Below are 13,745 nucleotides of genomic sequence, written 5' to 3'. Positions count from 1 at the left end.
GCGTAGTTTGATTTGCTATGAATATGACCGCATTCAATCACAACTACTGGTGGTGCTGCTCCTAAACAGGCGGCACCGCGTTTCTATTGTAAATTTCCCAAAGAAAACACCGTGACCGCCGAGAGGCGGTCAACTGTTTTTATCCCTTTGTCGCCTCCCGGCTCACCCAACTGGAGAGAGTGACATGCACAACCCCGTAATCCTGACTGGCGATCGTCCCACCGGCAAACTGCACATCGGCCACTATGTCGGTTCCCTGCGCCAGCGCGTCGAAGCCCAGCACCACTACCGTCAATTCGTGATGATCGCCGACCTGCAGGCGCTGACCGACAACGGCCACAATCCGGCCAAGGTGACCGACAACGTGCTGGAGGTGATGGCCGACTATCTGGCGGTCGGTCTCGACCCGGCCAAGACTACCTTCTGCCTGCAGAGCGCCCTGCCCGCCCTCGCCGAGCTCACCTGCTACTACCTCAATCTGGTCAGCGTCGCCCGGCTGGAGCGCAATCCCACCGTCAAGGCGGAGATCCAGCAAAAAGGGTTTGAACGCACGCTGCCGGCCGGTTTTCTGGTCTATCCGGTGAGTCAGGCCGCCGATATCACCGCCTTTCGCGCCAGCCATGTGCCGGTCGGGGAAGATCAGCTGCCGATGCTGGAGCAGACCAACGAGATCGTCCGCCGCTTCAACTCTCTGGTAGACAAAGAGGTGCTGACCGAATGCCAGCCGATCCTGAGCGACACCGGCCGCCTGCCCGGCATCGACGGCAAGGCCAAGATGTCCAAATCCCTCGGCAACACCATCGAACTCGGCATGTCGGCGGAAGAGGTCAAACAGGCGGTGTTCGCCATGTATACCGACCCCAACCACCTCAAGGTGAACGACCCGGGTCAAGTGGAGGGGAATACGGTGTTCGCCTATCTCGATGCCTTCCACCCCGACAAGGCGCTGGTCGCCGAGATGAAGGCGCACTACCAACGCGGCGGATTGGGCGATATGCGCTGCAAACAGGTGCTCAATGACTGCCTGCAGACCCTGCTCGCGCCGATGCGGGAGCGCCGTCAGGCCGCCATCGCCGACAAGAAGATGCTGCTGGAACTGCTCTATCAGGGCACCGAGCAGGCCCGCGTCATCACCGATGAGGTATTGGCGGAGGTGAAAAGCGCCATGGGGCTGGATTACTTCGCCAGACTGCGCTGAGCCGGGGTGCCGAGCGCATCGTCGCCGTAGAGGTCGAACACCAGCTGGTGCAACAGGCTCTTGAACCAGCCGATCGCCTCGTCGTGGGCGGTGAGCGGGTGCCCTGCCATCAGGTAGACGATGGGGATGGCGGGGTCGAGCTGGTGCATCCGCAGCGGGTAGTAACGGCAGAAGTGGCGTCCGATCATCTCGGGCACCACCACCAGATAGCGGCCGGTCGCCATCAGCGGTGGCACCGCCATAAAGCTCGGCAACCGCACGCCCAGCTCCCGCTCCACCCCGAAGCGGGCCAGCCAGAGCTCCACCATTGCCTGACTGTGACCCCAGCTGGAGGTGTGGATGTGGGGGCGGCTCACCAGCTCGACCGGCGTCAATACATCGGGTAACTCACTGCCGAGCGGCGACAGGCAGACCAACGGGTTGTTGAACCACTCCTCCCGCCACAAGCGGGGTGAGAGGTGATTCGCCCCGGCGAAACCGATCACCAGATCCAGCTCCCCCTTCTCCAGCTCCCGCTCGTAGTTGCTGTCGGCCAGCTCGCACACCTCAAGCCGACAGTGAGGGGCCTGCCGATGGAGCCTGTCCACCAGCACCGGCACCAGTCCGTGCTCCACCGAGCCCGGGGTGGCGAGGCGGAAAATCCGCCGCGCGGTGGCGGGATCAAACCCCTTAGCCTGTCGCAATCCCTGCTCCAGCATCGCCAGCGCCTGACGCACCGGCCCGGCCAGCGCCTTGGCCCGCTCGGTCGGCATCATCTCGCGCCGACTCATCACGAACAACGGGTCATCCAGCGCCACCCGCAGCCGCCCCAAGGCGTGACTGACAGTGGATTGGGAGAGATGCAGCCGTTCGGCGGCACGGGTGACGTTGCGTTCCTGCATCAGCATGTCGAATACGGCGAGCAGGTTGAGGTCGAGACGGGCGAGTGAGCTATCCATCGATATTAGCCATAGTTAAATGCCAACAATTCATTTTTACCATAGTAACAGATTACCTAGAATGCGCTGGCTTAATACATCGGAGATTAAAATGCGTAGCTATCTGTTATTGCTGGCCATTGGCCTGCTCTGGGGTTCCCAGTTCATTTTTATGCACCAGGCCGTTGCCGAGTTGCCCCCCATTCTGGTGGCTGCCGGTCGTGCCCTGTGCGGCAGCCTGACCCTGGGTCTGCTCTGCCTGTTCATGCGGCTCAAGAGTGAGCACACCCCGTGGCGCACCTATATGCTGATCGCCCTGCTGGATGCCACCATCCCCTTCATCATGGTCGCCTGGGGCCAGCAGTACGTGGATAGCGCCATCGCCGCCGTGGTCATGGGTTGTATCCCGTTTGTAACCATTCTGGCTGCACCGCTGTTTATTTCTGGTGAAAGAATCACCAAAACCGGTCTGCTCTCGGTGATCATCGGCTTTGCCGGGGTACTCACCCTGTTCTGGCCGAAACTCTCCCAGGGCATGAACGCCGGCCTGCTCGGTGCCGTCGCCATCCTGTTTGGTGCCAGCTGCTTCGCCATCGGCCTGCTGATGATCAAGCGCTTCGCCAAGGACCATCCGGTCGTGGTTGCCCGCAATATCCTGATCTCCTCAGCCACCCAGTTGCTGCTGGTCGCACCGTTCATGGTTGACCTGAGCAACCTGACCATGCCGAGCAGCCAGGCCCTGAGCGCCATTACCGTGCTGGGTACCCTCTGTACCGGTCTGGTCTACTTCCTCTACATGGCGCTGATCCAGAAGGCTGGCCCGACGTTCGCCTCCTTCAGCAACTATCTGGTGCCGCTGTTCGGTGTGATGCTGGGAGCCCTGTTCCTCGGCGAACAGATCCACCCCACCACAGGTGTTGCTCTGGCCCTGATCCTCGGCTCGGTCGCCATGAACCAGTGGGCGCAACAGCGTCGCACACAGCGCGAGGTCACCCTATGTCAGGCATCCTGACCACACTGTGCGGTGGTCTGGTACTGATTGCCGGCTGGCAGTATCGCCAGCGACTGGCCGGGATCATGGGCCTGCTGATGGTACTGCTGCCCTGGTTCTTCGATAGCAAGCTGCAAGCCATGCTGAGCTATGCCCTGAATGCCTGAAGTCCATCTCTGAATGTGTGACGAGAGTCTATCTCTCCTGTTTTGGGACTGTTTTTAAAAAAACCTCCGATTTGTCCCCCGCTACCGGCGCTTTGCGCCGGTTTTTTTATGCCTGCAAGCCAGCGTCAGACTAGATAGCGATAGCTGAGCCGCTCGTTCTTGCGCGGCCCGGTGATCTGCCAGCTCAGCAAAAAACCGCCGTCGATCTCGGTCAGCTCGGCGCTGTAGTGATCCGCCCCGCACAGATGCGGCTCGGCGGTCAGCCAGCGGCCATCCCCTTGCGGCAGCAACTCGAACAGTTCGACCGGCGCCTCATAACGCAGATGGGAGAGACGGATCCCCCGCGCACCGCGCTGCCACCAGAAGCGGTTGTGCATGGCGAGTTCCCGTCCATGGGGCGTGGTGTAGCGGCCCTGCTCGCTAAACAGCCAGCCACCCTGATGATCGGTCACCTGCACACGCCCCTCGCCCCGACCATTCCAGTCGGTCGCCGACCCCTCGCCATTACTGGCGGTAAAGCCAAATGCTCCGACCTGTGGCAATCGCGCCCATAAACGCTGGATTGCCGCTTCCATCTCGGCCATCATAGCCCCCTTAAAATTGACAACTGACGATAAATCAAACACATGAACTACTTGATAGGGGTCACCCTGCTCTGGTCATTCTCCTTCAGCCTGATCGGGGTCTACCTCGCTGGCCAGGTGGATGCCTACTTCTCGGTGCTGACCCGCATCGCCCTCGCCAGTCTGGTGTTTCTCCCCTTCCTGCGCCGCCGCTGGCTGCGCCCCGATCTGGTGGCCAAGCTGATGGCCCTCGGCGCCATCCAGCTCGGCATCATGTATCTCTTCTACTACCACTCCTTCCTGCTGCTGACGGTACCGGAAGTGCTGGTCTTTACCATCTTCACCCCCCTCTACGTCACCCTGCTCCATGATCTGCTGGAGGGGCGCTTCAAGCCCACCTATCTGTGGGGCGCCCTGCTGGCGGTGCTCGGGGCTGCCGTCATCCGTTTCGACGGTCTGACCGAAAGCTATGTGCTGGGATTTCTGGTGGTGCAGGGGGCCAACCTCTGTTTCGCGCTCGGTCAGGTGGGCTACAAGGTACTGCTGGCGCGGGAGGCGGAGCAACCACCGCAACTGGCGGTGTTCGGCTGCTTCTATCTGGGGGCGCTGGTGATCGCACTGCCCGCCTGGTGGCTGCTGGGCAAACCGCAATATCCGACATCAGGATTGCAGTGGGGCATTCTGCTCTGGCTGGGGGTGGGTGCCTCCGGCCTCGGTTACTTCCTGTGGAACAAGGGGGCGACGCTGGTCAGCAGCGGAGTGCTGGCGATCATGAACAATGCGCTCATTCCGGCCGGCTTGCTGGTCAATCTGCTGCTCTGGGGCAAGGATACCGATCTGACCCGGCTGACCATCGGCGGCCTGCTGATGCTGGCCTCGCTCTGGGTCTGCCAGCGCGACAAGCACGGCCAGCCCTGACCCCTCTCAGCCGACGACGGCGTTGTGCTCCCGTCTGGCCTGACCGTGACAGGTGGCCAGCCGGGCCAGCAGGTGGTCAAGCTGCTCGCCGGACTGGCTCTGTACCAGCCCGATGCTGACGGTGACCGGCCGCTGTGACAGCAGGCTGGCATCGGCAATCTCGAGGCGCAGCCGCTCGGCGATCTCCAGCGCGCTCATCCGCTCGGTCTGGGAGAGCATCAAAATAAAGCCATCCTCATCCCAGCGGGCGAAGGGATCTTCCCGCCGCAGCTCGTGGCGCACGATGCGCGCCAGCTTGGCCAGCATGGCGTCGCAAGCCGCTTCGCCAAACAGTTGCTGGATTTTGGCCATGTGATCGACCGAGAACTGCAGCAGGCTAAAGCTGCCGCTTTCGGTCGCCAGCCGCTCCTCCAGCAGTTGCTCGAAGCGGCCACGGCTCTCCAGACCGGTCAGCGGATCGGTGCCATGCCGCTCCTCCACCAGCACCACGGCAGGATCGAGGTGACGGACCACCCCCAGCAGATAGCCCCGCTCGTCGCGACGCATCCGCTCTTCCAGCCGGATGTAGTGGCCATGATGATGCAGAATACGGTATTCGAGGCGCAGACCGCTGCTGCGGCCGCTCTGACAGGCGAGCAGGGCATCTCCCAGCTGGGCAGCATCGTCGGGATGAACCCGATCCAACCAGCCGAGATCATCCGGCCAGCTCTCTCCCAACCCCAGCAGGCGCAGGCAGGAGGGATCGCGGCGCAGTCCCTGTTGTGCGGACCAGGTCCAGATCCCCGCCTCCAGCAGCGTCATGGCATCAGACAGCAGACCCGGATCAAGCCGGGCAGTCACATCGACCAAAGGTGTCTTGAGCATTTCCATGGGGCGCCTCGAAACCGGATCTGAATACCTGCTCAATAAGTAACATTGGCGTTCACGCCGAGCAACAGGGTCAGCTCGCTTTTGTGTGATACCCGTTCATCAGCGTCTGCCAGTTCTCCGGTACGAAGTGGAAACTGGTATGCAGTTGGGACTCTTTGTTGAATGAACGGAGCAAGCGCTCCAGATTGGCCTTTTGCCACTCACCGGGAGAGCGGATCGCCCCCTTGTCAAAGTCGATCACCCACACTTTGTCCGCTTTATCGAGCAGCAGGTTGTGGCTATTGAGATCGGCGTGATAGACCCCGGCATCGTGCAGCTGACGCACCGTCTGACCTATCTTGTGCCACACCTCGGTCGCCACCGGCCCCTGTTTGAGCAGCGCCACCATATCCTTGGCACCGCGAATTCGCTCAATCAGGATATCGGCACGATAGAATGGGCCCTGTTTGACCATGCGGGCACCAAACGGACGCGGCACCGGCAGCCCCAGCTCGCACAGCTTGGCCAGAAGGGTGTATTCGGCCATGGCACGGCTCGACTCGACCCCTTCGAACCAGAAGCGATCCCGCACAACCTTGCCCACCATGCCGCCGCGATAGTAGTGGCGCAGCACCAGATGGCGGGACTCATCCTTGACGAACCAGGTCACCCCCCGCCCGATGGAGGTTCCCACCACCTGACGGTTGTTCTGCCACCAGGCAGGATCGAATAACTGGGGAGAGGGGTCGCGAAAGGCCCCTTCGGCATACCAGCAGATCTGGTTGTGTTCGGTCTGTACTCGCATCGTGGAGATCCCGCTCGGTGGGTCATGGATCGCAATTTTTCAATTGGCGATGAGGCTGCCGCTCTGGCATGCCCGCAATAGTTGCCTTTAATCAACGACGTGCAGAAACAGGTCATGGCGCAAGGCCCGGCCTATCCTGGCTGACGATTGTGCGCAATTTTACAATCCAGAGGGGAGTTTGCATAATGCCATCCACCCTTTTTGCCAGCCGTGCGCCACAACATGCCGCTATTTCAAACGCCCCCCTCCTCCATCTGCATCCTGCGGCTCTCCGCCATCGGGGATTGCTGCCACGCACTGGCGCTGGTGCGCGTCATCCAGCGGGAGTGGCCACAGACCCGCATCACCTGGATCACCGGCAAAATCGAGGCAACCCTGTTTGCCGATCTGCCCGGCGTCGAGGTGATCCCCTTCGACAAGAGCAAGGGATGGCGCGGCTATCGCGATCTCTGGCAGACCCTCAAGGGGCGCAAATTCGATGCCCTGCTCCACCTGCAGGCAGCGATGCGGGCCAGCATTGCCACCCTCGGCATCAGCGCCAAGGTCAAACTCGGGTTTGATCGGGAACGGGCCAACGACGGCCAATGGCTGTTTACCAACCACAAGGTGCCTTCGCCTGCCTCCCCCCATGTGCTGGACGGTTTCCTCGCTTTCGCCAAAGAGCTCGGCATCCAGGATCTGACCCCGGACTGGCAGCTGCCCATCAACGCCGAGCATCAGGCGTGGGCAAGGGAGAAGATTAGCGGCAAACCGACCCTGCTGATCTGCGCCGCCGCCAGCAAGGCCTTCAAGAACTGGACGGCCGTAGGCTATGCTGCGCTGGCGGATCACGCCGCCAACAAGGGCTTTCAGGTCTATCTCTGTGGCGGGCCGGCCAAGCTGGAGCGGGATCTGGCCGCCGAGATCCGGCAACTCAGCCAGAGCAAGCCGGTCAATCTGGTGGGGCAGACCAACCTCAAGCAGCTGCTGGCGCTGATTAGCGAGGCGAGTCTGGTACTGGCCCCCGATACCGGCCCCACCCATATGGCCACCATAGTGGGCACACCGGTGATCGGCCTCTATGCCCACCACAATCCGGCGCGCACCGGCCCTTATCTGTGCCGCGACTACGTGGTCAGCGTCTATCAGGAGCTGGTCGAGCAGGAGACCGGCAAGCCGCTGGCCGAATTGAGCTGGCGCACCCGTCTCAAAGACCCGGAGGCCATGCGAAAAATCACCAGCGAGCAGGTGATCGCCGCGTTCGATCGGCTCTGTGCCGATCGTCAGCTGCCTTAGTGACAGGGCACCTCGGGAATTCCGAGCCATCAGGCAGGGATAACCTGATAGCCTCTGCCCTCAGCCAAAGGCACAATGCAGGCTGATGTGGGTTACGCTCCCGCAGCAAGCTACGAATACTTTGATCGGCTGGAATATGATTCCGGCCGTTTTTTTATTCGCCGCATTCTGGTAAAATTCGCCGCCTTTACATTCTCCTGACTCAAGAATTTTCCGCGTTTTGCGTTTGGCTGTCTCCCTTTCGGGCACAAGACGGCGGTCTCTGCTACAACCAAAACAGCGGTTTCGATTAAAGGTAATAATATGGCGCAACAAGGCACTCTCTATATCATCTCCTCTCCGAGCGGCGCGGGTAAATCCAGTCTGCTCAATGCCTTGCTGACCCAACATAACGCTGCGGGCAAGATGCAGCTGTCGGTTTCCCACACCACTCGCGCCACCCGTCCTGGCGAAGAGCACGGCGTACACTACCACTTCGTTCAGGTGGAAGAGTTCAAGGCACTGATCGAACGCGGTGATTTTCTGGAGTGGGCCGAAGTGTTCGGCAACTACTACGGCACCTCACGCGCCGCCATCGAAGCCTGTCTGGCCAAGGGGATCGACGTATTCCTCGACATCGACTGGCAAGGTGCCCGCCAGATCCGCGAGCAGATGCCGACCAAATCCATTTTCATCCTGCCCCCCAGCCGCGAAGAGCTGGAACGCCGCCTGATTGGGCGCGGTCAGGACAGCGCCGAAGTGATTGCCGGCCGAATGGCGAAAGCCATTGCCGAAATGGTGCACTACGACGAGTATGACTATGTCATTATCAATGAAGACTTCGAGCAGGCGCTGTTCCAGCTCAGGTCCATTATTGAGTGCCAACGGCTGGAGATGCGTCACCAGCAACAGGCTCAAAAAAACTTGCTGCAACAGCTACTGGCAGAGTAAGCCAAAAACAAGTAAACTTTTGCGTCATTTTTAAACACTGCTTTTCTAAATACAGAAAGCCCAAACACTGGAGTCCTGCATGGCACGCGTTACTGTAGAAGATGCTGTAAAACAGGTAGGTAACCGTTTTGACCTGGTGCTGGTCGCCGCGCGCCGCGCTCGTCAAATCGCGGTACAAGGCAAAGATCCCCTGGTCGACGAAGAGAACGACAAGCCGACTGTGATCGCCCTGCGTGAGATCGAGCTGGGTCTGGTGAACAATCAAGTGATGGACACCCAGGACCGCTACGAACAGCAAGAGCAGGAAGCCGCCGAGCTGGCTGCCGTTGCTGCCATCGCCGAAGGCCGCGGTTAAGTTATTCCTCCGGTTGGCACCCGCCCGGGTGCCGACTGTTCATCCCCATTTACAACCGCTCGAAAACCTCGCAAACTCAGGGCTATACCCTCAATTCCACGAATTGCCGTTTCACCGCTGCGGGGACTGTCTTGTATTTATTTGAAAACCTTAAAGAAATAGCCAGTTCCTACTTGCCACCAGAGCAGGTTGAGAAGCTCAAGCAAGCCTATGTGGTGGCCCGTGATGCCCACCAGGGCCAGATGCGTTCCAGTGGCGAACCCTACATCACCCACCCTGTTGCCGTTGCCCGGATCCTGGGTGACATGCGCCTCGATCATGAAACCCTGATGGCCGCCGTACTGCACGACGTCATCGAAGATACCTCTGTCACCAAGGCCGATCTGGCCGAACAGTTTGGCAATGCGGTTGCAGAACTGGTGGCCGGGGTCTCCAAGCTCGACAAGCTGAAGTTTCGCGATCGCAAAGAGGCCCAGGCCGAGAACTTCCGCAAGATGGTGATGGCGATGACCCAGGATATCCGGGTCATTCTGATCAAGCTGGCCGACCGCACCCACAATATGCGTACCCTGGGCTCCCTGCGCCCTGACAAACGCCGCCGCATCGCCCGGGAAACCCTCGAAATCTTCGCCCCCATCGCCAACCGCCTCGGTATTCACACCATGAAGAACGAGCTGGAAGAGCTGGGCTTCGAGGCGCTCTATCCGATGCGATCCCGCGTGCTGCGCGAATCGGTGCGCCGCGCCCGTGGCAATCGCCGCGAGATCATCGACTCCATCCAGAGCGAAATCAGCGGTCGCCTGAAAGAGGCGGGGATCGAGCATCAGGTCAGTGGCCGCGAGAAGAATCTCTTCTCCATCTACAACAAGATGGAGAAAAAAGAGCTGCAATTTCATGAGGTAATGGATATCTACGCCTTTCGTGTCAAGGTGAAGGACATAGATACCTGTTACCGGGTGCTGGGGCAGATGCACAGCCTCTACAAACCACGCCCCGGCCGCTTCAAGGATTACATCGCCATCCCCAAGACCAACGGCTACCAGTCGCTGCATACCTCGCTGGTGGGGCCGCACGGAGTGCCGGTCGAGGTACAGATCCGCACCGAGTTCATGGATCAGATGGCCGACAAAGGGGTTGCTGCCCACTGGGCCTACAAGCAGGATGGCGACAGCTCGGGCACTACCGCCCAGATCCGCGCCCAGCGCTGGATGCAGAGCCTGCTGGAATTGCAACAGAGCGCCGGCAGCTCGTTTGAATTTATCGAAGGGGTCAAGACCGACCTCTTCCCCGACGAGATCTACGTGTTCACGCCGGAAGGACGCATCATGGAGCTGCCCGCTGGCGCCACGCCGGTGGACTTCGCCTACACGGTGCACACCGATATCGGCCATGCCTGCGTCGGTTCGCGGGTCGACCGCCACCCCTACCCGCTCAGCAGCCCGCTGCACTCGGGCCAGACGGTGGAGATCATCACGGCACCGGGGGCTCGCCCCAACGCGGCCTGGCTCAACTTCGTGGTGACCACCAAGGCACGCTCCAAGATCCGCCAGTTCCTCAAGAACCTGCGCACCGAAGAGTCGGTGGTGCTGGGTCGCCGCCTGCTCAACCATGCGCTGGGCGCCAAGAATATCGAAGACATCCCCGAGCCGCGCATCAAGCAGGTGCTCGCCGATACCAAGCATGAGAACCTGCAGGGGCTGCTGGCCGATGTGGGCCTCGGCAACGCCATGAGTGTCATGGTGGCGCGCCGCATGCTGGGGGATGAACTGCCGCCGGAAGAGCAACCCAAAACCAGCAGCAAGAAGATGCCGATCAAGGGTGCCGACGGCATGCTGGTCACCTTCGCCAACTGCTGCCGTCCGATCCCGGGGGATGCCATCATCGCCCATATCAGCCCGGGCAAGGGTCTGGTGATCCACCAGGAAGCCTGCCGCAACATCAAGGGCTACAGCAAGGAGCCGGACAAGTACCTGCCGGTGCAGTGGGAAGTGGACAAGGAGCAGGAACAGGAGTTCCGCACCGGTATCAGCATCGAGATCGTCAACCATCAGGGTGCGCTGGCCGAGCTGGCCAACGTGATTGCCGCCACCGGCGCCAATATTCACGCCATCAGCACCGAAGAGAAGGATGGCCGGGTCTATCAGGTCAGCCTGCTCATCACCACCAAGAGCCGCATCCACCTGGCCAACATCATGCGCAAGATCCGCGTCATGCCCAACGTGCTCAAGGTGAGCCGACAGAAGAACTGAACACAGGCGGCGCAAGCCGCCTGCTGCTTTTATAGAGACAAGCCATGACCCCCGAACGCTTCAAGCGCATCACCGATATGCTGGCCCAGCGTCAGCTCGATTTGACCGTCTGTATGGAAGAGGTACACAAACCTCACAATCTGGCCGCCATCGTGCGTACCGCCGATGCCATCGGCATCCACCGGGTACACGCGGTCTGGCCCAAAACCTGGATCCACAAGCGCAAAGGCACCGCCCGCGGCAGCCAGAACTGGGTGGATGTAAAACTGCACCCGGATATCGGCACAGCCGTTGCCGAGCTGAAAGCTTCAGGCATGCAGATCCTGGCGACCCACCTCTCCGACAGCTCCGTCGATTTTCGCGCTATCGACTACACCAAACCGACCGCCATTCTGGTGGGTCAGGAGAAGCACGGCATCGGTGAAGAGGCGCTGGCCCTGGCCGATCACCATATCGTCATCCCCATGGTGGGCATGGTGCAGTCCCTCAACGTCTCGGTGGCTGCCGCCGCCATCCTCTACGAGGCGCAGCGCCAGCGCGAGCTGGCCGGCTGCTATCAACGCGGCTGCCCGCTCACGCTGGAGGAGCAGAACAGCATCCTGTTCGAGGGGGGTTATCCTATCTATGCCCAGCTCTGCAAAGAAAAAGAGATGCCCTACCCCCAGCTCGGCCCGGCCGGTGAAATTCTGGCAGACGAAGAGTGGTGGCAACGGATGCAGCTGACCCGCAAAGGGTGGGCACAGCAGAGCGAGCAGGACGACCTACAGGAGGAGTGATGGATAACCCTTTTGGCAGCTGGCTGGAATCGCAAATCATCCGGGATCACCTGACCAACCCGAACATAGAGGCCGGCGACTACAGCTACTACTCCGGCTACTACCACGGCAAGCCGTTCGAGGATCACTGCGTCCGCTACCTGCTCGGCGATGGCTCGACCCGCGACACCTGGGAGAGCGGTCTCTGGGGCGAGGTGGATCGGCTGATCATCGGCAAGTTCTGCTCCATCGGCTCGGGCGCCACCTTCATGCTGGCGGGCAATCAGGGCCACCGGCTGGATTGGGTCTCCACCTTCCCGTTCAACCCCGACACCTTTGGCGAAGGGGCCCGCAGCGGCTTTCTGCGCAAGGGGGACACCCGGATTGGCAACGATGTCTGGATCGGCTCGGAAGCGATGATCATGCCCGGCATCACCATAGGTGATGGCGCCGTCATCGCCACCCGCGCCGTGGTGACCAAAGATGTGGCCCCTTACACCATAGTCGGCGGCAACCCGGCCCAACCGATCCGCCGTCGCTTCAGCGATGAGCAGATCCTCATGCTGCAAGAGATGCAGTGGTGGGACTGGCACCTGCCCCGCCTGCAAGCCAGCATGGCGCTACTCTGCTCGGGGGATATCGCCGCCCTTTATCACCATTGGCAACAGGAGTGTGCCTGATGAAATCCCTCTCTCTTTCCCTGTTGGCCCTGACCCTGTTTTCTGCCGGAGCCCTTGCCGTGACCAATACCTATCAGCTCACCAGCGAAGCCGATGTACCCAGCCTCTACCAGCAAACCCTGCCCGATTTCTGGCGCCAGCATGCGGTTGAAGGGGAGTTCAAGGGCAAGGATGGGGTGACCATCCGCTATGCCGCGCTACGGCAAGCCAAGGTCGATCGCGCCATCCTCATCGTCAATGGCAGGGTCGAGAGCTACCTCAAGTATCAGGAGCTGGCGTGGGATCTCTGGCGTCAGGGCTACAGCCTCTATCTCATCGACCATCGCGGTCAGGGGATGTCCGATCGGATGCTGGATGACCCGCAGAAGGGATATGTCGACCAGTTCGATGATTATGTGGTCGATCTCAAGCAGTTTCACGACCAGATAATCATGGCGGACCAGCCTGCCAAGCTGTTCCTGCTGGCCCACTCCATGGGCGGCGCCATCTCGGCCCGCTATCTGGAGCGCTGGCCAGATGATATCAAGGCAGCCGTGCTCTCCTCCCCCATGATGGGCATCAACCTCGGCGGCCTGCCCAAGTGGCTGGCCAAGGGGCTGGCAGCCACCCTGGGGACGGTCGGCAGCTGGATCGGCGAGCCCCCCTACGGCCCCGGTCAGGGCGCCTATCAGGATCACGGCTTTGCCGATAACGAGCTGACTCACAGCCAGCCCCGCTATCAGGCCTTCCGCCAGCTCTACGAACAGCACCCGCAGATCAAGCTGGGTGGCGCCACCGCCCACTGGATTTATCAGGGGATCACCGGTGCCGATGCCGCCATCGCCGATGCGGGCGCCATCAAAACCCCGCTGCTGGTGCTGCAAGCTGGCAGCGACAGCGTGGTAGACAATGCCGCGCAGGATCGCTTCTGCACCATTGCCAAGTGCGAAGGGGGCAAGCCACTGCGCATCGAGGGGGCCTGGCACGAGCTGTTTATCGAATCCGATGACAAGCGCCAGCCCGCCCTGACCGCGATGGTCGACTTTTTCGCCCGCTTCTGAGCTGGCTATTTTTTGTAACCCTAAATAAATGGGGTGACAGTGCGGGCTAAGGT

15 protein-coding genes are annotated in these 13,745 nt (G+C 60.8%); 11 read left to right on the top strand and 4 right to left on the bottom strand.

Annotation, left to right across the window (positions count from 1 at the left end):
* Nucleotides 1-184: 184 nt before the first annotated feature.
* Nucleotides 185-1,198 carry a tryptophan--tRNA ligase gene (gene trpS, locus OKC40_RS13945; RefSeq protein ID WP_270795603.1) on the top strand — a complete coding sequence of 338 codons (1,014 nt, stop codon included), beginning with the start codon at nucleotides 185-187 and terminating at the stop codon, nucleotides 1,196-1,198.
* Here the strand turns inward: trpS and OKC40_RS13940 are convergent.
* Nucleotides 1,177-2,136: a LysR family transcriptional regulator gene (locus OKC40_RS13940; RefSeq protein WP_236368105.1), complete on the bottom strand. Its 960-nt coding sequence runs from the start codon at nucleotides 2,134-2,136 to the stop codon at nucleotides 1,177-1,179. The genes trpS and OKC40_RS13940 overlap by 22 nt on opposite strands.
* Nucleotides 2,137-2,227: 91 nt before the next feature.
* Here OKC40_RS13940 and OKC40_RS13935 point away from each other — a divergent pair, with 91 nt between their 5' ends.
* Together OKC40_RS13935 and OKC40_RS13930 are read left to right on the top strand one after the other, a co-directional pair.
* Nucleotides 2,228-3,127 carry a DMT family transporter gene (locus OKC40_RS13935; protein WP_042063560.1) on the top strand — a complete coding sequence of 300 codons (900 nt, stop codon included), beginning with the start codon at nucleotides 2,228-2,230 and terminating at the stop codon, nucleotides 3,125-3,127.
* A complete protein-coding gene (locus OKC40_RS13930; protein WP_111808873.1) occupies nucleotides 3,112-3,273 on the top strand; it encodes a hypothetical protein in 162 nt (53 codons plus the stop codon). The genes OKC40_RS13935 and OKC40_RS13930 overlap by 16 nt, the downstream gene beginning before the upstream one ends.
* 125 nt (nucleotides 3,274-3,398) lie before the next feature.
* Here OKC40_RS13930 and OKC40_RS13925 read toward each other — a convergent pair whose 3' ends face one another.
* A complete protein-coding gene (locus tag OKC40_RS13925; protein ID WP_236368106.1) occupies nucleotides 3,399-3,860 on the bottom strand; it encodes a DUF6314 family protein in 462 nt (153 codons plus the stop codon).
* A gap of 39 nt (nucleotides 3,861-3,899) precedes the next feature.
* Here OKC40_RS13925 and OKC40_RS13920 point away from each other — a divergent pair, with 39 nt between their 5' ends.
* Nucleotides 3,900-4,754, top strand: a complete 855-nt coding sequence (locus OKC40_RS13920; protein WP_234663796.1) for a carboxylate/amino acid/amine transporter — start codon at nucleotides 3,900-3,902, stop codon at nucleotides 4,752-4,754.
* 6 nt (nucleotides 4,755-4,760) lie between these two features.
* On the opposite strand, the gene OKC40_RS13915 is transcribed toward OKC40_RS13920, so the two are convergent.
* Nucleotides 4,761-5,624 carry a GGDEF domain-containing protein gene (locus OKC40_RS13915; RefSeq protein ID WP_270795599.1) on the bottom strand — a complete coding sequence of 288 codons (864 nt, stop codon included), beginning with the start codon at nucleotides 5,622-5,624 and terminating at the stop codon, nucleotides 4,761-4,763.
* A gap of 70 nt (nucleotides 5,625-5,694) precedes the next feature.
* On the bottom strand, nucleotides 5,695-6,408 hold the full coding sequence (locus tag OKC40_RS13910; protein WP_270795598.1) for a 3-deoxy-D-manno-octulosonic acid kinase: 714 nt from the start codon (nucleotides 6,406-6,408) through the stop codon (nucleotides 5,695-5,697).
* Between the two features lie 222 nt (nucleotides 6,409-6,630).
* On the opposite strand from OKC40_RS13910, the gene OKC40_RS13905 reads away from it, so the two are divergent.
* The 7 genes from OKC40_RS13905 (at nucleotide 6,631) to OKC40_RS13875 (ending at nucleotide 13,692) form a co-directional block, all read left to right on the top strand.
* Nucleotides 6,631-7,683 (top strand): glycosyltransferase family 9 protein, encoded by a 1,053-nt coding sequence (locus OKC40_RS13905; RefSeq protein WP_270795596.1) that lies wholly within the window; start codon nucleotides 6,631-6,633, stop codon nucleotides 7,681-7,683.
* 303 nt (nucleotides 7,684-7,986) lie between these two features.
* Nucleotides 7,987-8,613: a guanylate kinase gene (gene gmk / locus OKC40_RS13900; protein ID WP_005357125.1), complete on the top strand. Its 627-nt coding sequence runs from the start codon at nucleotides 7,987-7,989 to the stop codon at nucleotides 8,611-8,613.
* A gap of 79 nt (nucleotides 8,614-8,692) precedes the next feature.
* Complete coding sequence (gene rpoZ, locus OKC40_RS13895; RefSeq protein WP_005307060.1) at nucleotides 8,693-8,968, top strand: DNA-directed RNA polymerase subunit omega; 276 nt, start codon at nucleotides 8,693-8,695, stop codon at nucleotides 8,966-8,968.
* Nucleotides 8,969-9,099: 131 nt separating this feature from the next.
* A complete protein-coding gene (gene spoT / locus OKC40_RS13890; protein ID WP_005339255.1) occupies nucleotides 9,100-11,217 on the top strand; it encodes a bifunctional GTP diphosphokinase/guanosine-3',5'-bis pyrophosphate 3'-pyrophosphohydrolase in 2,118 nt (705 codons plus the stop codon).
* A gap of 44 nt (nucleotides 11,218-11,261) precedes the next feature.
* Nucleotides 11,262-11,993, top strand: a complete 732-nt coding sequence (gene trmH / locus OKC40_RS13885) for a tRNA (guanosine(18)-2'-O)-methyltransferase TrmH (protein ID WP_005355744.1) — start codon at nucleotides 11,262-11,264, stop codon at nucleotides 11,991-11,993.
* Entirely contained in the window at nucleotides 11,993-12,652 is a 660-nt protein-coding gene (locus OKC40_RS13880) for a CatB-related O-acetyltransferase (RefSeq protein WP_270795594.1), read from the top strand. Before trmH ends, OKC40_RS13880 begins: the two co-directional genes overlap by 1 nt.
* Entirely contained in the window at nucleotides 12,652-13,692 is a 1,041-nt protein-coding gene (locus OKC40_RS13875; RefSeq protein WP_270795593.1) for an alpha/beta fold hydrolase, read from the top strand. The genes OKC40_RS13880 and OKC40_RS13875 overlap by 1 nt, the downstream gene beginning before the upstream one ends.
* The last annotated feature ends 53 nt before the right edge of the window (nucleotides 13,693-13,745 follow it).

It is taken from the genome of Aeromonas sp. QDB11, assembly GCF_027705265.1.
In the GTDB taxonomy this organism is placed as follows: Bacteria; Pseudomonadota; Gammaproteobacteria; order Enterobacterales; family Aeromonadaceae; genus Aeromonas; species Aeromonas allosaccharophila.
This window is presented reverse-complemented; position numbering and strand designations above follow the sequence as displayed.